This window comes from Virgibacillus natechei (assembly GCF_026013645.1).
Classification (GTDB): domain Bacteria; phylum Bacillota; class Bacilli; order Bacillales; family Amphibacillaceae; genus Virgibacillus_L; species Virgibacillus_L natechei.
In genome coordinates this window covers 3,116,571-3,135,662 of sequence record NZ_CP110224.1, presented here as the reverse complement: position 1 = coordinate 3,135,662, position 19,092 = coordinate 3,116,571, and the positions used below count along the sequence as shown (strand labels likewise).

Sequence of the window (19,092 nt, the reverse complement as noted above, 5' to 3'; positions counted from 1 at the left end):
AGAAGCTCCTGTTGCTCGATTGAAGCAATCTCCCGCTCGCTCGAGCACCAGCACCTCCAGGTCGAGCGACGTCACAGCCGCTAGGTCGCCTCATGAACTGGATCATGCACATCACCTGGAACGTTCATCATCAGAGTCGCACCCAATCGGGAGAGAGTGCATGAATTCGGGATAGATCCGTTACTCAAGCATAGAGTCCACGCTTGAATTTTCTTTTTCCCTATAACCGGCCCTTCATTAACTAAGTGCCAACTAGTAAAATCCTTAAGTTCGCATCAAGTGAGAAGTAATTTGGGAGGGAGCGGTGTCAAAACGGGAGAGCGTCACCTCGAAACGGGGGACCCCAGTCTAAATCAAGACAGGACCCCAGCTCTCAATAAATGAATGGAACAACCAAGCCTCATGTGATTAGAAATTCTGCTGCAATCACAATAAAGTATTATCCCTCCTTAAGTAGTAGTTATTTAGAATTATGAAAATTAACTGATAATTAACTCTATATTAATCTCTTCTTAATATTCATGCGTTATGCTTGTCTTGCATCAAAAAATGGAGAGGAGAGATTGGATGTTTAAAAGAGTTGGGGCTGTTGCACTGAGTGCGGGACTGTTATTTACTGCGGGTGGGCCTCCAGACTGGGCTGGACCACCAGATTGGGCTGGTCAACCTGGTGGACCTGGGAACGGAAATGGCAACGGAAATGGGAATCAAAAGGTAGAAAATATAATTTATATGATTCCGGACGGTTTTAATGCCGATTATGCGACCAATTACCGCATGTACAAAGGAGAAGATGCGGTTTGGGATGAGCATATGAAAGGAATGTTTACTACTTATTCCGCTGATTCTAGCATTACGGATTCTGCGGCTGCGGGAACGGCGATGGCGACGGGAAACAAAACCAATAATGGCGTGATCGGCCTTGATCCAGAAGGAAACGAGCTCGAGACGATTCTGGAAGCATCTCAGGACGAGGGAATGGCATCCGGATTAGTTGCGACATCTACCATTACGCATGCAACGCCGGCATCTTTTGCCGCTCATGTGGATGACCGCAATAATGAGACAGCAATTGCGCCACAACTCCTTGCAAACGAGGTGGATGTACTGCTTGGCGGTGGGAAAAATAACTTCTTGCCTGAATCGGAAGCCGGCAACCAGGAATCGGATAATTTGATCGAACAAGCAGAAGAGCAAAACTATGAATTTGTGGAAACACGGGATGCTTTGCTAGATTCAGAGATTGATATCGAAGACGGGGAAAAATTGCTTGGCCTTTTTGCAGATGATGCACTTGCACCTGAAATGCACCGGGCTGATACCGAAGAGCCTAGCCTTGCTGAAATGACAGAAAGCGCAATTGGCAATTTGGAAGGAAATGAAGATGGATTTTTCCTGATGGTGGAAGGCAGCCAGATCGACTGGGCGGGCCATGATAATGATGCGGCGTGGGCCATGCAAGACACTGCAGCTTTTGAAGCAGCTGTAGAAGAAGCAATCGCATTCGCGGAAGAAGATGGCGAGACGCTCGTTGTTGTCGGCGGAGACCATGAAACAGGCGGCATGACAGTTGGTACAGGTGAAAATCCTGATATGAACATCAACCCTTCTGTTCTTAAAAATGTCACAGCAACAGGTGATCACATGGCTTCAGAGCTAAATGAGGATCGCTCCAATGTTAATGAAGTTATGGAAAGATACACAGACTTTGAGCTATCCGAAGCAGAAGTACAAACAATACAAGAAGCAGACGATGCTGCCATGGCGATCAACACAATAATTAGTGACCGAGCACTCATCGGCTGGACAAGCACGAACCACACCGGCGTCGATATTCCGGTCTACGCGTACGGCCCGGAAGCTGATGAATTTTCAGGCTATCTGGATAATACCGATTTGCCGAAAATTATGGCTGAGGCATTGGGTGTTGAATTGGGAGAATAATCTCATGTAGTTGTCAATAGATGGAGCTTGCCTTGAAGGGGAGGCTCTTTTTGATTGGGCTTGAAACGGGAGACAGCGGCACCGAACCGGGAGGGAGAAGCGTCAAAACGGGAGACAGCACCTCGAAAACGGGACAGGACCGCCCTGAATCGGGAGAGCGGAGCGTCGAATCGGGAGAGAGCCGCCCCGAACCGGTAACAGCACTTCAAAATCACTCAATAAGCCACCCAGTCCTCCTCCACGCAGGAGCCAAGTATTGCAATAGGTAAAAATTAACTTTATAATTATGAAAAATGAGGTGAGAATATGCCGAGTAAACGCATTCTTTTTATCGGTGACAGTATAACCGAATCAGGAAAACGGACAGATTCTGAGCAGATTGGTACAGGTTATGTAAGGCTTATCCATGATTATCTTAAAACGGCCTATCCGCATCAATCTCCAGAAATTGTGAATAATGGGATCAGTGCAAACAGAATTAGTGATTTAGCTTCGAGGTGGCAGGCGGACGTTATCGACTGGAATCCGGATGTGCTAACAATATCCATTGGTATCAACGATGTATGGCGTCGTTTGGATGAGCCGAAAATGGAGCAAATCTATCCAGATAAATTTGGGCAAATTTACGAGGATTTACTAGCACAGGTTCGTGATCATACGAATGCTGCTATTGTGCTGATGGAGCCGACAGTCATTGAGGAGGAGGCTAATAGTATTGGCAACGAAACATTGAAAGAATATGTGGAGGTCATTCATCAAATGGCTGACAAATTTGATGCAACGATTGTGCGTACTCACGAGGCTTTTATCAATTATTTGCACGCGGATAAAGGATATAAACTCACAATAGACGGTGTACATATGAATTCGACTGGCGATATGCTAATGGCCGCAACCTGGCTGAAAGCGGTGAAGGATATTATGGGAACGGAGTGAGGACGTCCGGACCCGGAAGAGTAGCGCTCTGAGCCGGGAGAGCGCTATCCCGAATCGGGAGAGAGCGTCACGGAAACGGGAGAGATTTTGCTTCGACCTCAATGTCAAAATAACAAAACTTTACTTGATTCCTAATTTATTTTTTATTCGATGTATATCAACCCTGTTTTGCCATACATCTTCACGCAAAAGTTCTATTTGTGTAGCTAAATCTTTTAAAATGCCGTCGTTCTTCTCAGCAGGTTCCCTATTCCCATCTCTAAAGCTATGATTTTCAACAGATTTACTACGCTCGTCCAACTTACTCAGGATTCCCTCCAGCATATCAATGATTTGATCTTCCCGTTGCATGTCTCCACCTCCGCTATTATTAGTGTCTTAAGTATAGCAAAAGAACATGCGAACATAGTATGACATTTGCAAAATTAGTTAGATAGCCCCTAATTTTTAATTTTACCCATTATATTATCCTTAAAAATTAAAAAAGTTAACCAAAAACGCTTATCTTAACTTTTAAAAGGAGCACATTATTGATTTTCTGGTTTTTGACAATATAAGTTGTGAAGCTATACTATTTTACAGAACATGATGAAATAGGTCAGCAAAATAAACGTATACATTCAAAGAACCTTTGCTTTCATGCACGTATGGAATATAATAAGTGTATAAATGCAAAAAGGAGGCTAATTTTTATGGATTATCGTTCGGAATTATCAAGTGAAGTACTATATAAATCATGGCAGCGGTTTCGAAAAATGTATAGGTACGCGGATGATATTACGTGGGAAGAAGTAACAGAATCAGTCTTCATATTATGGAAGATGAAAGATAGAAAAAAAATCACCTATCGGGAGTGAAAAATAAATGATTACGAATAAGGTTATGAAAAAACGAACCAAACCACTTATCCTAAAAAAATACGAATTACTTCTTCCACGGTTACACATAAATTTCCCGCGTTTACCAGACATGCAACACGAGTACAACAAAAGGAAGAAAGGCTATAAGGGCGAGCTGCAGGTAGATTATCATCTTGAGACATTGCCTCCTGAATTCACGATTCTACAGGATGTTTGTCTGCAGGTGCAGGGCCGGACCTTTCAAATGGACAACCTTGTTATAACGCAGCAGGCGATTTATATTGTCGATGTGAAAAATTATAACGGTACGATTATTTTTGATACCACCTTCGATCAATTCACCCGCGACGATGGGAAAGTTGAAATGGGTTTCAGTCACCCCATTACCCAAGTCGAACTCCAACAATCGAACCTTCAACAATGGCTTCTAGAGCGAAACCTCCCTAACATTCCCATTTATTATTTCATTGCGATCAGTGACCCAAGCACCATCATTAAAGTAGAAGGAGATAAAGAGATAATCGCTAAGGTAGTTGCACACGGAGCGAATATCCCTAAAAAAATAATGGATGTGAATACGCAGCTTGCTAGCGGTGCTACCTTCCAGAATAGAAAAATGGGACATGCAATATCGAAAGAATCCACGGAATTCGATATGGATATTATGACGATGCATGGAATAAAAAGTGCGGATTTACTACCAGGAGTAGAGTGTCCGGATTGCGGTGTGCTAGGGATCAAGCGCGTGCACAGCGGGTGGAAATGTTATAAATGTAAAAAGAAATTTCGTGATGCACACAAGCCTGCCTTGGCAGCTTATCTTCTATTCGTGACCCCATGGATTACAAATTCGGAGTGTATGCGCTTTTTAAAATTCAACGCCAAAAATGTAGCGACACGGCTGTTGAGAGAGTATGGGTTATTTTATGATGAGGGTCGGCGGAGATGGATTGAAAAGTAGATTTGATCTTATTTAATTAATGAAAATCCGGTTAACGGGAGAGCGAGTGGTTGAATCGGGAGAGAGCACGCCGAACCGGGAGAGAAGTCATCCAAATCGGGAGACGGCGCAGTCGAATCGGGAGGGGGCGCATCCGAAACGGGAGACAGCACGCCCAAATCGGGAGAGAACGCCGCCATTCAAGCGGAGACGTGACCTTTAATTTTCTCTTCCCTATAACCGGCCCTTCATTAACAAAGTGCCAACTAGTAAAATCGTTAAGTTCCTATCAAATGAGAAGTAATTCGGGAGACAGTCCGCCCGAAACGGGAGAGGGCCCGCCTAATCGGTAGACAGCACGCCCAAATCGGTAGACAGCACCCCCAATTCGGGAGACAGACCCCACCAAATCAAAAAACCGCCCCCAAATCAGGAAGCCCCACCCTGAATCGATCTCCCCTCCATTAAAGCCTGCGTGCGATATTCCGAGTATGCTTTTAAAAAGTCCGCTATTACAGTATTTGCATGTTTAGCAATAGAAAAAGGCCGCCTTTGTTAGGCGAGCCTTTTGTTAACGTTTTGCATCTTTTATCATTCTATCCCTTTCTCCGTTCCACCATGTTAACTCCTATGCCCATGTATACAACGCCGATTATAAGCATGAGGGCAATTGGTAAAGCAATGTCATTCCAGCTTGCATTATAAAGAGCAACATCCGTCATGGCTTCCACTGCATGGGTCAGTGGGAAAAGGTCTGCAATAAATAATAGAATGGGATTACTGATGGTGCCTGGTGGCATGTATATGCCGCTGATGATTGGAACAATTGGAATCACGGAAGAGAAAATATTATTAAATTGTTCTGGTGTCCGGAATATTCCAGCAAATAACATAGCTAGGCTGACCATACTCAGCGTATAAATACTTGCAATGGTCACTATCATATTAAAGTTTCCTAAATCATAGCCAAAGGCATAGTGAAAGAGGAGAAACACAATGAATATCTGAAAAAAACCAATACAAAAACTATAAATCAGATGTCCAGCGTACATACTTGTTTTACTGACAGCGGATAAAATCATGCGATCCCATACCCCACTCACCTTATCTGAGGTGATTCCATTGACTTTAAATCCAATAATGAACATTGTGCTAAAAAGGGTGAAACCGAACAATAACTGAATGGCCATATCATAATTTTGGATATTCTCTTCCTGCAGGGACTGTGTCTGAACCTGTAATGGCGGGTCTTCCATATAACGATGTAGCTCATTTCGCAATTCATCCGTATTCTGATTACCTGCAGCTGCTGTAAGTTGTGCTTCTTTGGTAAATACCTCATGCACTTGCTGTTCGATCATTTCTACCTGAGGCATAGTGGAGGAGGTGACCAGTCGATAATCATTATCCATGACCTGAACGGCAACATCGCGCCTTCCTTCAACCACATCCTCACGTGCTTTTTCTTCATCTGTAATAACAAAAGTTACAGATTCCATATGATTCAGTAAACCTTCCCATTTTTCTTCAAATTCCACAGCGTTAGGTCCGCTGCTGAAAATGGCTACGGTCGTTTCGCTTTGCTGGGTGCTACCTCCAAACAGGAGTGTAGCGACAATGCTGGCAACAATAAATAGGATGATGGTTAATGGTTTTCGTATATCTTTTTTCAATTGTGCTTTAAAAACTGGAAACATTATACGCTCTCCCTTCTAGGAAATAGGAACATACCAATAATGAGACAGATGATAAAAAATCCCAGAAGCAACATAACTGGTATAATTAAACCCACAAAAGATCCAAACTGCACCCACTCTAATAGGGTTACCTGCGTGAGACCATTTGGTGTCCATGCTCCAATTCTCTGTATCCATTCGGGAAGAAAATCAAGTGGAAAGAAGCTTCCCCCGAGCATCCCCATTCCCATGATAATCATCATGAAAATACCATTCGCTGCATTCGGGTCTTCCAATCGTAGTGTAATCGGTATAAACAGGGCAGCTAATCCACTAACTGCGATCGAATAGACAGTTAGTACGATAAAGGTTCCTATCCAAAACTCGAAACCCATTCCTGAAAACACATCCATGATCAATTGGGTAATCGTAAATGTGAGCAACAGTTGGATCCATGACATGAAAAAAGTTGATGCTATTTTTCCCATTAAATAATGAAATGGCTTACTATTAGTCAATAGGATTCGATTAAATACATGCTCTCTTTTTTCTGTGATTGCTTTCATCGCAACGGTTGAGGCAATAAATAAGCAAAACAGGGCCGAAATCGCAACTGTAAAATACTGCGGCATCGTATAGGATTCGACTCCTTCTACGTTTTCTCTGCTTCCTTCTGGTAATTCCGGTTCAGCCATATCAGCCTCTACGGTACTACCAAGTGCGAACTGGTAATTAAGGGTGTCCATATAATTTGTAACCATATTCTCAAGTACTTGGACTTCCGTTGATTCTTCTTCCACGTTTATCATGAGGGATTTTTCAGGATCTTCTCCAAGTAACATGGAAGATAACACACTGTACGTGAACCCTTCTGGAATCGTAATGAACGCATCCAGTTTCCCTTCTTCAACCAATTCTGTTGCTTCTTCGTTACGTAATTGCTGCGAGCTAACAAATTCCCTCATTTCCGGGTCATTAACGTAATCATTTATAAGACCAGCTGGCGAAATTTGCGCCGATTGAGCAAGCAGTGCTTCTTTTTCAGCAGAAGGTACATCCATTTCATTTACCTTCTCTTCAAACTGTTCCATTCCGATCGATTCATTGTCTTCCTGTACAATAGCCACATCTATATCCACCGATTCTGCTTCCTCATCTAATAAACCAGAGAAAGCAATGTTTAATACAAGAATAAGTGCAATAGGGAGCGTTAGTGATGCAAAAATCTCTTTACGATCTCTCCAAAATACTAATAGATCTTTTTTAAAAAATGAGCCCATCTTTTTATCTCCTTTAATCTCTTAACGTTTTCCCGGTTAAATGTAGGAAAACATCTTCAAGACTTGGTGTTTCCATTTGATAATGTGTTACTTCAATACCTTCTTCTTCTGCAGCATGTACTAATGCATTTAAAATGTTACTGCCCTTTTTTGAAATAATACGAATACCTTCGTTTGTTTCATCCACCTGACGAACAGAGCCAAATGCTTTAATCTTCTCTATTAATGGATCACTTGGTTCGCTAAGTTGTACCTGTATCGTATCCTCACTTGATAAAATACTTAATAATTCCGATTTACTGCCAGAAGCGATTACTTTTCCATGATCCATAATGTAGACACGGTTACACAATTGTTCAACCTCTTCCATGTAATGACTCGTATAAAGAATGGTCGTTTCCTGTTCGTCATTTAATTTGCGAATCGTCTCCAAAATATGGTTTCTTGATTGTGGGTCAATGCCAACAGTTGGTTCATCAAGAATAAGAAACTTCGGCTGATGCAGTAATGCTGCCGCAATGTTAACCCTTCTTTTCATACCGCCTGAGAATGTTTTGATAAGATCTTTTTGCCGCTCTTTCAATCCGACCATTTCCATTACATTCTGAATGCGTTGCTCCAGAACATCCTTTTTGACGTTATAGATTTCTCCAAAGAATTTTAGATTTTCATAGGCAGAAAGTTCTTCATATAAGGCGATTTCCTGTGGTACAACGCCAAGGATTTTTCTGATTTCAGTTGGATCCTTGATGATGCTCTTGCCATCTAATTTCACATCACCCGACGTCGGTTTTAACAAAGAAGATATCATGGAAATCGTTGTTGATTTACCAGCTCCATTTGGCCCCAACAGACCAACGGATTCACCTTCATCTAAATAAATATCCACTTCGTCAACAGCCTTTTTATTTTTAAAATTTTTACTAAGATTGATCGTTTCAAGCATTACGTCCCACTCCTTCGTCATTACGAGCTTTCATCATTTAGCATACTAAAAAAGAAACAGTGTCACCACTGTCTCCAGTCACGAATTTTTATTATAACCATTACGTTAATCATTCTTTTTCCATTCATACGAGGTTATGGCGAATGGCATAGATAGCGAGCTGCGTCCGATCCCTTAATTCCAATTTATGAAGAATCTGACTCGTATTATTTTTTACCGTTCCTACGGATAATGCAAGTCTTTCTGCAATTTCGTCATTGCTAAGCCCTTCTCCAATACACGTTAATATTCCTCTTTCACGTGGCGTTAAAGATGGATCAGGCTCATTAGGTTCCCCGCGCTTTAATAATTCGGGCATCACGTTAGCAGCCACCTGTTCTTCAATGGCCAGCCCTCCAGTCAAAGCACTTCGGATGGACCGAAGTAAGGAATCAGTATCTCCATTTTTCAAGATGTACCCACTGACACCTATTTTTAACATTTCGAGCACATAGTGATTATCATCAAACGTCGTTAGGATCAACATCTTCGTTTTTGGCCATCGGGATTGAATAACTTTGGCTGCTTCGATTCCATCCATTACAGGCATACGAATGTCCAGGATAACCAGATCAAACGCCTGTTTCTCACAAAGGGAAATTGCTTCCTTGCCATTATCCGCTTCGCCTGTCACCTGCAATTCCTCATCCGTTTCAATCATCAATTTTAACCCTTGCCTCACCATCACCTGATCTTCAGCCAGTAGTATCCGTATCATCTTTATCCCCCGTATCGGCAATTTTCAAGAAGCCTCTAACAATAAATTGCTCCTCTGTTTTAAAGACTTCAAGATTGCCGCCAAATTTTTCTAATCGCTCCCGCATGGAAGAGATACCAAATCCCTCCTGATACTTTCTATTATCTGCTATTGGATTACTGATTTCAAAACGAAAAATAGTCCCTCCAGGTGCTTCAAACATAACCGCCGCTTCCCTGGCATTGCTGTGCTTCATAATATTTGTCAATGCTTCTTGAACAGAACGATAGATCACGAAGGACTGCTCGCCGGTTAGTAAAACCGTAAACGCACCATGCTTCACAGAAAAATGGATTCGAATAAAGCTTTCCATTTCCAGTTTACGTATTAAACGCAAAATGCCAGGAAGTCCTCCTGTTTCCCTGGACTTTAGCGATTTCACTGCATTTCTCGTTTCCTCCAAACTTGAATTAGCGAGCTCTTTCAAGGATTTCACTTGTTCCCTTTCTTGTTCGGAGGCTTTCAAACGAAATCCTTCCAGCTGCATGATCAGAGCAGTAAGCTTATGTCCCACAGAATCATGGATTTCATGGCCGATTAGAATACGCTCTTCCTGTCTCGCTATTTCCTCCTCTGAAACAAGTTGCCTTTTTAATTTCCGGTATTCACTGAGAAGTGCATCGTACCTGGCATCTATATCTTCTGTACGATCCTTTGTTTTCTTATAAAGTACCAGTGCGGCAAATAGGAAGCTCATATAAATGGCAATAAAAAATTGTGATAATGGCAAAAGATTCGAATACAAAACAGCTACTACTAAACCTACCACACCAATTACCCCAATAATCATCCCAAGTTTTAAGGACAAATGATAAAACCCCGATCCAATTAGTAAGGATAGGACAAGGATGAGGTAAGGATTAAACGCTCCATTTGCCTCAGGAAATAAGGTAAGCGTTGCAATAGCAGCATGAACACTCATGAGCACCACGACAACGTTGGACTTTCGTTCGACAAGTGGCATGATAAAGAAAATCACAAAATACAATGCCACGCCAAATAATCGCACGGTCAATTGTTCTATATGTTGATTGAAATAAACCATCGCAAATGGCCAGACAATAATATGTAATAAGAGCCATACCCAATATGCCCGCATACTGCTCACCCTTTCCTCCGGTGTGTTTTTTTAATCTGTTTTACTCTTCCAGTTTGGAAGCTCGACTAAAAACAGCACGTCCTGCGCTGCGCGTACATGCACGCACGTCCCACTGAAAACAGTTGTATGACGTAAAATTTCACTTTATAAAAGCGTATTCTCACCTTATTGTACCTTATTCTGCCAAGCCCGTAATTACATATCATAACGAATGTAGCATATTGGGGGAGGGCGAGTCTGAATCGGGAGGGAGTGCCGTCGAATCGGGAGAGAGAGTCTGAATCGGGAGGGAGTGCAGTCGAAACGGGAGAGCGCACGTCCAAACCAGGAGACAGCACCCTCAAATCGGGATAGAACGCCGCCACTCAAGCAGAGCCGCGACCTTCCTTTAATTCTCCTTTTCTCCATAACCGGCTCTTAATTAACGAAGTGCCAACTAGTAATAATCGTTACGTTCGTATCGAATGAGAATTAAAACGGGCTTAAAATACGAATTTAAACAAAAAAAGAGAGCATTTCCACTACGGTGACCAAACCGTGTGTGCTCTCTTTTCGACCTTATATGGCGTTCGAACTAGAACCTTTACTAAAGTAGGTTAACCTACTACACCTCTATTGTATAATATCCTTATAACATTACAAGTAAAACTTTAAAGATAAAACAGATAGAATTGTTAATTATGTCGGATTTGCACTATCTCCACCATCTATTATGGTGTAATCCAGTACCTTGTATGTGTATAGCTACTCAAAGGGATTCAAAGTTGAAAAAAAGAATTTTAATCTAAAAAAGTATATGTACAGGTAAAAAAACCCTATTTAATAGGGTTTTTTTAATATGCGTAGAATCTCCGGAGCTAATCGACGCAGTGTGCTTTCCGGGCCATCAAATTGTACTTTTTTGACCGAAAACGACTTTTCTTTCCAATTCGTATTTTGAATGTTACTGATAAACGCACTTCTCCATTCTTCTTTATTCACAGGCGCACCCCCATCGTCTAAATGAGCTATATAATAATTGATTAGTTTATATATGCAGTTCCCTTTATCTGTTCCGATAAAACCGCATTAACTCTTCTCTACGTTCACTTCTGGTTTGTTTAGCAACCGGCCGTTTCGGATGTTCGTTAAAGGCCATAGAAATCACGCTCTCTTTATTTAATTATAGTGTATGGTAGACCGTTCTATATGCTCACGTTTGGTTATGCCTGTGGAGTGAGTGAGAGCACATTCAAATTGGGAGACAGTACCGCGACACTGGAAGAGCGCTTTCCTGAACCAAGGCAGATCTAAGTTTGCGTTCATAGGCTGCTTCATCAAGAGAAGTCATGGTAACTGCATCTCCCTTTTAATTTCAATGACTCGCTCTTTATCAATCCCTGTAGCTCCAGCAACGAATTCAATGTCCGAGCCCTTCGATAAAAGTTCACGAGCAATTCTCTCTTCTGTCTTTTGCACTGCTTTTGTAGCTTTTTGCTCTGCTTCTGCAACCTTTTCTTCAGCTTCCTGCACCCGCAGTTCGGCTTCACGCTGGGCTGCTTCTTCATCTATAATGCGCTTAGCACGCGCCTCGTAAGCAAGGTATTGTTCTTGTGTAGCGCTAATTTTTTCCCAGTCTTGAAGGGCAGAACGCAATGTTTCGTCTTTCATGGCGATTCTCCTCGGGCCCACATGAGGTGGGTTCTGCAGACGTTGCCACAGGACGTGGCGGTTTTAGTCTGCCATCCTTTTATTATTTTGTCATCGTAGACTTTGCCGTTTCGGCGGTCTACCATGCCGAGCATTAACAACCATCTGGCCAAAACGTCATCCCATGGGTTTAGTTTATCTAGTTTCCAATCTCTTATTAGCTTTGACATTTCTATAAAATGAAATTCCATGACATTGGTCAATTTAAATTTTTCTTCGTCTTCATATAAGTGATATGACGTGTGAAAGCGATCCGTTTGGTCAAATAAATCAAAATTCAGAATATTGATAGCTATTACTGGTTGTAATTGTCCATAAGTCATCTTTTTTTGAAACCGTTCCTGGTATACCTTTCCCCAGTAGTAGATCGAGCGCTTAATCATATCGTATTTATTGGTGAATTGAATTTCTACATTAATCCATTCATTGGCATCTGTAACAACTAACAAATCCAATCTGGACTGTTTATCATCGACATATTCAGGACTGGATTCCGTGTTGGAAAATGAGATGTCTTTGATGCGATCCCGCCCTGTTTTCTGTAGAATAGCATTCAGAAAAACAACCGTGATATTTTTATTTTTCTCATTGCCAAAAAGCTGTTTGAATGCGTAGTCGATTTTTAGATCCATTAATCGTTCAAGCGGTATACGTTTCAGTAATGTTGATCGCATAAGAATCACCCCATTATTTAGTTACCTTTAGTATATCATATTTTCGGATGAAAAGTGGGGTGTATCCTGTGGTGTGGAAATATTGTGATGACTTGCGAGGGTGGGTGGGAGCACGCGAACCAAGATCGGGAGACAGCGCCCTCAAAACGGGAGAGAACACCGCCACTCAAGGCGGAGACGCGACCTTTAATTTTCTTTTCCCTATAACCGGCCCTTCATTAACGAAGTGCCAACTAGTAAAATCGTTAAGTTCGTATCGAATGAGAAGTAACTTGGGAGACAGCGCCTCGAAAACGGGAGAGAACCGCGCTAACTCGGGAGACCACGCGTCCGAATCGGGAGACAGCGCCGTCAAACCGGGAGACAGCGCGCCCCAACCGGGAGACAGCGCCACCAAACCGGGAGACAGACCCCCGACCGAACAGCAGTCCCACATCAAAAAAAGAACCCCAGCCTCGCTGGAGTTCCTGTAACCTGCATTCTATTAACCTATCTTCAATCCAACCGGCCCTTAATTAATCAAGTGCCTCTTAATAAAACCGTTTATACCCTTCAAAATGGCTGCTCCAGTAGGAATTATTAACGTTTGCGATCGTTACGCCGGTGGAGGAGCCTGCGTGGATGAAGTCTCCGCCGCCGAGATAGATTCCCATGTGGGAGATGCCTGCTTTGTAGGTGCCTTCAAAGAATACGAGGTCGCCTACTTGCGGGTTGCTCACGTCGTATGATCGGTCATAGTAGCCTTGGGTGTTCGTGCGGGTGATATCCATGCCTGCTTGATTGTATGCATAGTGGATGAATCCGCTACAGTCGAATCCGTTTGTTGTGGATCCGCCCCATACGTAGGGGGTGCCCATTTGCGCTTTAGCTGCGCTGATCAGTTGATCCACGTTGTAGTCGACGTCTGCTGATGGTGATTCGTTCGATCCGCCACCACTGCTATTGCCGCTTCCGCTAGATCCGGAATTCGAACCTGAACCAGATCCTGAAGATCCGTTGATATTCAATTTCTGGCCGATTGTGATTAAGTCTGAGCTTAAGTTATTCCAGTTCCTCAAGTTCGCGACACTAACGCCGTGTTCTGCTCCGATTTGGGAAAGGGTGTCGCCTGATTTAACGGTGTAAACGGTTGACGAACCAACAGATCCGCTTCCAGAACTAGAATCACCGCTCGAACCAGAGCTAGATCCGCCACTAGAGCCTTCGCTCACTTTGAATTCATTTCCTGGATGGATGAGTGTTGTATCAAGCCCATTCAAGTCCATTAATTTAGATAGTGATATGCCGTGATCGGATGCGATTCCGCTTAGGGTGTCCCCGCTTTTTACGGTATATGTAGATGAATTGCTGCTATTATTACTAGAATCAGAGGCCGACGATGATGATGACGATCCGCCCGTTTGAATAACCTGGTTCGGGAAAATTAAATCACTGGACAGGTTGTTGATAGAGTTTAACTGGGAAACACTGGTGTTATGTTGTTGCGCGATTGACCATAGTGAATCTCCGCTTTGAACTGTGTACGACGATGCTTCTACCTCTTCTGCTGCAAAAATTGCCGAAGCAATTGCTGCGCTTGCAGTAACCGACATAAGTATTTTCTTATTAGCCACTCTCGTTATCCCCCTAGTTTCTACAATTTTTTTAGTTGTAACAAAAGTATATATGTAATTAATGGAATTTAATAGGTTAATAGTCACTTTGTAACGGAAGTGTAATGTATTTGTAATATAAAATTGTCCAACCCCCATTTTCTAGGTCAAATTTCATGGTTTTTCTAAAAAGTGGTATGGTATTTCCCTTTCTTGTGTTATAATTCCGAATGTAATGTCGAACTAATGATGTAAGGGTTATACGTGTGTGAAATTTAGATTAATAGGGATATGGAGGTACCACCATGGAAGAAACTATTTCCTTGAAGGAGATATATGACGTTATTAAGAAGCGTTTGATGCTCATTATAGCATTCGTTTTGGGAGCAGCTTTAATCGCGGCGGTTGTTAGTTATTTTGTATTAACGCCAACGTACGAATCTAGCTCACAGTTTATCGTAAGTGAAGGACAGCAGGATCCGGCAATGGAATACAATGTGAATGATAATTTATCGAATACGGAAATAATAGATACATATAATGTAATTATAAATAGTCCTGCTATTTTAGATGAAGTTATCGCGGAATTAGGATCAAGTCTATCTGTCTCACAGCTAGGCGATAAAATCCAAGTTGCAAGTGAGGAGAATTCGCAGGTCGTAACGGTTACAGCAACCGATGAGGATCCTGCAGAAGCTGTTGCTATTGCCAATACAACCGTGGAAGTTTTTGAAAATGAAATACCTGAGATTATGCATGTCGATAATGTTAGCGTGCTATCAGAAGCTGAACTGAGCGAAAGTCCATCGCCAGTTGCACCGAATCCTCCGCTTAACATTGCGATTGCGATTGTGCTGGGCGGGATGGTAGGTGTTGGATTAGCGTTTCTACTGGAATACCTAGATAACACCATTACGACCGAAGATGATATTGAGAAGCGCTTGGAACTACCAGTACTTGGTGTGATTTCTCATATTAATGATTCGGAAGTTCGGGGCGATCATTTTACTTTCCAAGCCGATAAATCGAATAGGAGGGATTATGATGGCGCGAAGAAAGAATCAGTCTAGACCAAATAAAATGAGGCATTTGATTACGAAGTTGAATCCAAAATCGCCTGTGTCGGAGCAATATCGTACGGTTCGAACGAATTTACAGTTTGCCTCGGTTGATAATGATTTAAAATCGATGATCGTCACGTCATCAGGTCCTGGCGAGGGAAAGTCGATGACAACGGCGAATCTAGCTGTTGTCTACGCGCAACAAGGGAAGAAAGTACTGCTTATCGATGCTGATTTGAGAAAGCCAACTGCTCATTACACATTCCGCCTTGATAATTTAAGGGGTTTGAGTAATATTTTGGTTGGGGAGCATGCACTCGAGGAAACGGTCAATCGTACCGAAATGGAAAATTTAGATGTCATTTCATGTGGGCCTATTCCGCCGAATCCATCTGAATTACTGGGTTCTCGCAAAATGCAATCTTTGTTAAAAGAAGCAACGATGTCTTATGACCTGGTTATTTTCGACACGCCGCCTGTACTAGCGGTGACCGACGCACAAATTCTTGCCGATATCGTTGATGGCTCCATCTTGGTTATCAGGAGTAATGTTACAGAGTATGAACCAGCTGAGAAAGCTAAAGAAGCATTAGAGCCAGCGCATGCGAAATTGCTCGGTACGGTGCTCAATGATCGGGAGAAAAAAGCATCTAACTACTATTATTACTACGGAACAAATTAAAACAGGACTCCTTGCAAACGAGAGCAGGGAGTCTTTTACACAGCTAATTTACAAAATTTGACACTTATCTTAGAAGGCTGTTGTTTTTGGTATAAGATTTATAGAATGCGACGTAATACCGCTACGGAAATACACTCCGCTTTCCGCGGGTGACCCGTGAGCCTCCTCGAACTCCGTTCTGCGGGGTCTCACTCTGGCCACTGTTCCCGCAGGAGTCTCCGTGTATTTCCTCCGCTGGTGGGTGCTTTGTAATTTCATCAAAATTGCTTGATTATTATATAATAAGCATAACCATGCTCTCTTACGGCAGTTGATTGGAGCGGAGTACAGTCGACTCCTGCGGGAAAGCACGTGTCCGAAGACCCCGGATGCTATGCTAAGGAAGGTCGACTAAAACCGTTCTTTGCGAACAACGTCGACATACCCTTTGCCAGGGCAAAGCCGTGCCCGCGGAAAGCGACTGTACGCAGCGGAAATCCACCATCATAAAAGAGCCTATCACAAAACAAACGTGGCATTCTTAAAGGGATTCTTTGAAAAAGTGGATGAACATGCGTCCGGGTAAAATCAATGTAAAAGGTAGCATGGTGTGGATTAGGATTAATGTGGCAAGTTAGAAAATGTAATGCAAAGAGGTGAACGTATGATTGACATCCATTGTCATATATTGCCTGGGTTGGATGATGGCTCGAAATCACTCCCCCAAACGCTGAAAATGGCTGAACAAGCTGTTGAAGAGGGGATTACACATATCATTGCTACACCACATCATAAGAACGGGACATACATCAATAAAGCCGAAGATATTCAGGGCGTGGTGGCATTTGTGAATGGAAAATTAAGGCATGAACAAATTCCGCTTACGATCCTACCTGGGCAGGAGACGCGTATTTATGGAGAGATGGTACAAGATTTAAAAAGTGGGGAATTACTCCCGCTAAATGCGACAAGCAATTATATCTTTATCGAATTACCAGATGATCACGTGCCCCAGTATATCACGCAGCTTCAATTCGAGGTGCAAATTGCCGGATATCAACCGATTATTGTGCATCCTGAGCGCAATGAAATGATCAGGACAAACCCTGATTTGCTCCACCAATTAGTATCAAATGGCGCGCTGACCCAAGTGACGGCAGCGAGTGTTGCTGGTAAGAGGGGGAGAAAGCTTCAGAAGTTCACCCACCAATTGATTGGCGCACAACTGACCCATTTTGTCGCCTCCGACGCACACGACCCGAAGAAGCGCACCTATTATCTGAAAGATGCCTATCGCGTTATGGAGAAGCAATTCGGAGCCGGAAAAGTATACCAACTTCAGCAAAACAGCAAAGCAATTGTAGATGACTTATCCATCACCGTAGATACACCATCCCGAATCAAAGGACGGAAAATCATCCGCACCTAGGGGCGAAGGGGACAAGGGACATTGTCCCCTTTGTCATGATCGGAACTAACTGCAAAATTTCGCAGGCGGCGCTGGATGGTTGGGCCTGAGCGCTGAACGGACTGCCTTGGCCGAGGAACAAACAGCCATGTGCGCTGAACGAATTGCCGCTACCGCTGGACGGTGCGCTCTAATCGCGGAACGAACAGCCATGGCCGCGGAACAAACTACCACGACCGCAGAACGCCCAAGCCCTCCTCCAAACGCGTTTAGCGATTCCGGGAAGAATAGCGGCTCGTAAAATTGCGGTAAGTAAGAAAATTGAAAAGTATTTCCGAAATATGTATAATTATAATTAGTCTAATTTACATTGCGACATACCATGACTAACTAAACTACAGGAAGTGATGCACATGATCGATATTCACAGTCATATATTGCCCGGTGTGGATGATGGCGCGCAGACAGAAGCGGATAGTGTTGCGATGGCAAAAGCGGCTGTCGATCAAGGTATCGATACGATTATTGCGACGCCGCATCATCGTAATGGACAATTCGAAAATGACCGGAGCATGATCGTAACCAATGTATCTATTTTAAATGAATTACTCGCAAACGAAGATATCCCACTCACGGTATTACCCGGTCAAGAGGTACGAATAAACGGGGACATACTTGAGGATATGGAGAATGGAGAAATTCTTCCATTAAATTATACGAAATATTTATTTATCGAATTTGCATCGAGTCATGTTCCAAGATACGCGAAGCAAATGCTATTCGATATTCAAGTTGCGGGCTATACACCAGTCATCGTGCATCCTGAACGAAATCAAGAGCTCCTAGAACACCCTGGCAGACTCTATGATTTCGTGCGAAAAGGGGCATTAACACAAGTGACCGCAGGAAGCGTTGTTGGCAAATTCGGGAAGAGCATACAAAAATTCTCTAACCAGCTAATCGAAGCAAACCTAACACACTTCATCGCATCTGACGCACATAATACCACATCACGTGGATTTGTGATGGCAGATGCCTTCCATGATATAAACAACAATCATGGCACCGACTATTTCTACATGTTCCACGAAAACAGTCAATTGCTTATTGACAACATGAACGTAAATAAAATGGAACCCGAATTAGTAAAGAAAAAGAAATTCTTAGGCCTATTCTAGCAGCAACGTTGTTGGAACGGGAGAGAGTAGCTTCGAATTGGGAGAGCGTCGCCCCGAATCGGGAGAGGGTCGCCCTAAAACGGGAGATCGTGCCTCGAAAAACGGGAGACAGCACCCCTGAATCGGGAGAGCGCCACCTGAGCAGCGCGCTACAAACAAGTTAGTCCTTATTAAATAAAAGGCCAACTAGTTAGACCTGGAAACCGGGAGACAGTTGCTCCAAATCGGGAGAGAACACCTCCAAATCAGGAGACAGCACGCCCAAATCGGGAGCCTGCGGCCCGAAACGGGAGAGAGTCGCCCCAGATCGGGAGACAGCCTCCCCGAACAGGCAGCCCGCGCCCCAAAAATC

Annotated in this window: 18 protein-coding genes; 8 read left to right on the top strand and 10 right to left on the bottom strand. The window is 43.1% G+C overall.

Annotated elements, in window-relative coordinates:
* The first annotated feature begins 567 nt into the window (after positions 1-567).
* Together OLD84_RS15925 and OLD84_RS15920 are read left to right on the top strand one after the other, a co-directional pair.
* The gene (locus OLD84_RS15925; RefSeq protein ID WP_209462425.1) at positions 568-1,944 is read left to right on the top strand and encodes an alkaline phosphatase; all 1,377 of its coding nucleotides are present in this window, start codon (positions 568-570) and stop codon (positions 1,942-1,944) included.
* Between the two features lie 306 nt (positions 1,945-2,250).
* A complete protein-coding gene (locus OLD84_RS15920) occupies positions 2,251-2,880 on the top strand; it encodes an SGNH/GDSL hydrolase family protein (RefSeq protein WP_209462424.1) in 630 nt (209 codons plus the stop codon).
* A gap of 120 nt (positions 2,881-3,000) precedes the next feature.
* On the opposite strand, the gene OLD84_RS15915 is transcribed toward OLD84_RS15920, so the two are convergent.
* Entirely contained in the window at positions 3,001-3,231 is a 231-nt protein-coding gene (locus tag OLD84_RS15915) for a hypothetical protein (protein WP_209462423.1), read from the bottom strand.
* A 341-nt stretch (positions 3,232-3,572) separates the two neighbouring features.
* On the opposite strand from OLD84_RS15915, the gene OLD84_RS15910 reads away from it, so the two are divergent.
* Both OLD84_RS15910 and OLD84_RS15905 read left to right on the top strand, forming a co-directional pair.
* Positions 3,573-3,737: a hypothetical protein gene (locus tag OLD84_RS15910; protein ID WP_209462422.1), complete on the top strand. Its 165-nt coding sequence runs from the start codon at positions 3,573-3,575 to the stop codon at positions 3,735-3,737.
* A gap of 7 nt (positions 3,738-3,744) precedes the next feature.
* A complete protein-coding gene (locus tag OLD84_RS15905; RefSeq protein ID WP_209462421.1) occupies positions 3,745-4,701 on the top strand; it encodes an NERD domain-containing protein in 957 nt (318 codons plus the stop codon).
* Positions 4,702-5,276: 575 nt separating this feature from the next.
* Here OLD84_RS15905 and OLD84_RS15900 read toward each other — a convergent pair.
* The 9 genes from OLD84_RS15900 to OLD84_RS15860 all read right to left on the bottom strand — a co-directional run bounded on the left by OLD84_RS15900 (position 5,277) and on the right by OLD84_RS15860 (position 14,453).
* A complete protein-coding gene (locus OLD84_RS15900) occupies positions 5,277-6,377 on the bottom strand; it encodes an ABC transporter permease (RefSeq protein ID WP_209462420.1) in 1,101 nt (366 codons plus the stop codon).
* On the bottom strand, positions 6,377-7,636 hold the full coding sequence (locus OLD84_RS15895) for an ABC transporter permease (RefSeq protein ID WP_209462419.1): 1,260 nt from the start codon (positions 7,634-7,636) through the stop codon (positions 6,377-6,379). Before OLD84_RS15895 ends, OLD84_RS15900 begins: the two co-directional genes overlap by 1 nt.
* 13 nt (positions 7,637-7,649) lie before the next feature.
* Complete coding sequence (locus OLD84_RS15890; RefSeq protein WP_209462418.1) at positions 7,650-8,582, bottom strand: ABC transporter ATP-binding protein; 933 nt, start codon at positions 8,580-8,582, stop codon at positions 7,650-7,652.
* Positions 8,583-8,706: 124 nt separating this feature from the next.
* A complete protein-coding gene (locus OLD84_RS15885) occupies positions 8,707-9,339 on the bottom strand; it encodes a response regulator (protein ID WP_209462417.1) in 633 nt (210 codons plus the stop codon).
* On the bottom strand, positions 9,317-10,477 hold the full coding sequence (locus OLD84_RS15880; protein ID WP_209462416.1) for a sensor histidine kinase: 1,161 nt from the start codon (positions 10,475-10,477) through the stop codon (positions 9,317-9,319). The genes OLD84_RS15885 and OLD84_RS15880 overlap by 23 nt, the downstream gene beginning before the upstream one ends.
* 819 nt (positions 10,478-11,296) lie before the next feature.
* Complete coding sequence (locus tag OLD84_RS15875) at positions 11,297-11,458, bottom strand: hypothetical protein (RefSeq protein ID WP_209462415.1); 162 nt, start codon at positions 11,456-11,458, stop codon at positions 11,297-11,299.
* Between the two features lie 345 nt (positions 11,459-11,803).
* Positions 11,804-12,127 (bottom strand): hypothetical protein, encoded by a 324-nt coding sequence (locus tag OLD84_RS15870; RefSeq protein ID WP_209462414.1) that lies wholly within the window; start codon positions 12,125-12,127, stop codon positions 11,804-11,806.
* Complete coding sequence (locus OLD84_RS15865; RefSeq protein WP_209462413.1) at positions 12,124-12,840, bottom strand: Rpn family recombination-promoting nuclease/putative transposase; 717 nt, start codon at positions 12,838-12,840, stop codon at positions 12,124-12,126. The genes OLD84_RS15870 and OLD84_RS15865 overlap by 4 nt, the downstream gene beginning before the upstream one ends.
* 530 nt (positions 12,841-13,370) lie before the next feature.
* Positions 13,371-14,453 carry a C40 family peptidase gene (locus OLD84_RS15860; protein ID WP_209462412.1) on the bottom strand — a complete coding sequence of 361 codons (1,083 nt, stop codon included), beginning with the start codon at positions 14,451-14,453 and terminating at the stop codon, positions 13,371-13,373.
* 284 nt (positions 14,454-14,737) lie between these two features.
* Between OLD84_RS15860 and OLD84_RS15855 the strand changes: the two genes are divergently transcribed.
* The 4 genes from OLD84_RS15855 (at position 14,738) to OLD84_RS15840 (ending at position 18,740) form a co-directional block, all read left to right on the top strand.
* The gene (locus OLD84_RS15855; RefSeq protein WP_209462411.1) at positions 14,738-15,502 is read left to right on the top strand and encodes a YveK family protein; all 765 of its coding nucleotides are present in this window, start codon (positions 14,738-14,740) and stop codon (positions 15,500-15,502) included.
* On the top strand, positions 15,477-16,175 hold the full coding sequence (locus OLD84_RS15850) for a CpsD/CapB family tyrosine-protein kinase (protein WP_209462567.1): 699 nt from the start codon (positions 15,477-15,479) through the stop codon (positions 16,173-16,175). Before OLD84_RS15855 ends, OLD84_RS15850 begins: the two co-directional genes overlap by 26 nt.
* A gap of 643 nt (positions 16,176-16,818) precedes the next feature.
* Complete coding sequence (locus tag OLD84_RS15845) at positions 16,819-17,583, top strand: tyrosine-protein phosphatase (protein WP_209462410.1); 765 nt, start codon at positions 16,819-16,821, stop codon at positions 17,581-17,583.
* Positions 17,584-17,975: 392 nt separating this feature from the next.
* Entirely contained in the window at positions 17,976-18,740 is a 765-nt protein-coding gene (locus OLD84_RS15840; RefSeq protein WP_209462409.1) for a tyrosine-protein phosphatase, read from the top strand.
* Positions 18,741-19,092 lie beyond the last annotated feature (352 nt).

What these genes read in the sequence shown, in the direction of transcription:
- OLD84_RS15925 (WP_209462425.1), top strand. Translation starts at nt 568, where the DNA reads ATGTTTAAAAGAGTTGGGGCTGTTGCACTGAGTGCGGGACTGTTATTT.
- OLD84_RS15920 (WP_209462424.1), top strand. Translation starts at nt 2,251, where the DNA reads ATGCCGAGTAAACGCATTCTTTTTATCGGTGACAGTATAACCGAATCA.
- OLD84_RS15855 (WP_209462411.1), top strand. Translation starts at nt 14,738, where the DNA reads ATGGAAGAAACTATTTCCTTGAAGGAGATATATGACGTTATTAAGAAG.
- OLD84_RS15900 (WP_209462420.1), bottom strand. Translation starts at nt 6,377, where the DNA reads ATGTTTCCAGTTTTTAAAGCACAATTGAAAAAAGATATACGAAAACCA.
- OLD84_RS15870 (WP_209462414.1), bottom strand. Translation starts at nt 12,127, where the DNA reads ATGAAAGACGAAACATTGCGTTCTGCCCTTCAAGACTGGGAAAAAATT.
- OLD84_RS15885 (WP_209462417.1), bottom strand. Translation starts at nt 9,339, where the DNA reads ATGATACGGATACTACTGGCTGAAGATCAGGTGATGGTGAGGCAAGGG.
- OLD84_RS15910 (WP_209462422.1), top strand. Translation starts at nt 3,573, where the DNA reads ATGGATTATCGTTCGGAATTATCAAGTGAAGTACTATATAAATCATGG.
- OLD84_RS15905 (WP_209462421.1), top strand. Translation starts at nt 3,745, where the DNA reads ATGATTACGAATAAGGTTATGAAAAAACGAACCAAACCACTTATCCTA.
- OLD84_RS15895 (WP_209462419.1), bottom strand. Translation starts at nt 7,636, where the DNA reads ATGGGCTCATTTTTTAAAAAAGATCTATTAGTATTTTGGAGAGATCGT.
- OLD84_RS15880 (WP_209462416.1), bottom strand. Translation starts at nt 10,477, where the DNA reads ATGCGGGCATATTGGGTATGGCTCTTATTACATATTATTGTCTGGCCA.
- OLD84_RS15840 (WP_209462409.1), top strand. Translation starts at nt 17,976, where the DNA reads ATGATCGATATTCACAGTCATATATTGCCCGGTGTGGATGATGGCGCG.
- OLD84_RS15845 (WP_209462410.1), top strand. Translation starts at nt 16,819, where the DNA reads ATGATTGACATCCATTGTCATATATTGCCTGGGTTGGATGATGGCTCG.
- OLD84_RS15890 (WP_209462418.1), bottom strand. Translation starts at nt 8,582, where the DNA reads ATGCTTGAAACGATCAATCTTAGTAAAAATTTTAAAAATAAAAAGGCT.
- OLD84_RS15865 (WP_209462413.1), bottom strand. Translation starts at nt 12,840, where the DNA reads ATGCGATCAACATTACTGAAACGTATACCGCTTGAACGATTAATGGAT.
- OLD84_RS15850 (WP_209462567.1), top strand. Translation starts at nt 15,477, where the DNA reads ATGGCGCGAAGAAAGAATCAGTCTAGACCAAATAAAATGAGGCATTTG.
- OLD84_RS15915 (WP_209462423.1), bottom strand. Translation starts at nt 3,231, where the DNA reads ATGCAACGGGAAGATCAAATCATTGATATGCTGGAGGGAATCCTGAGT.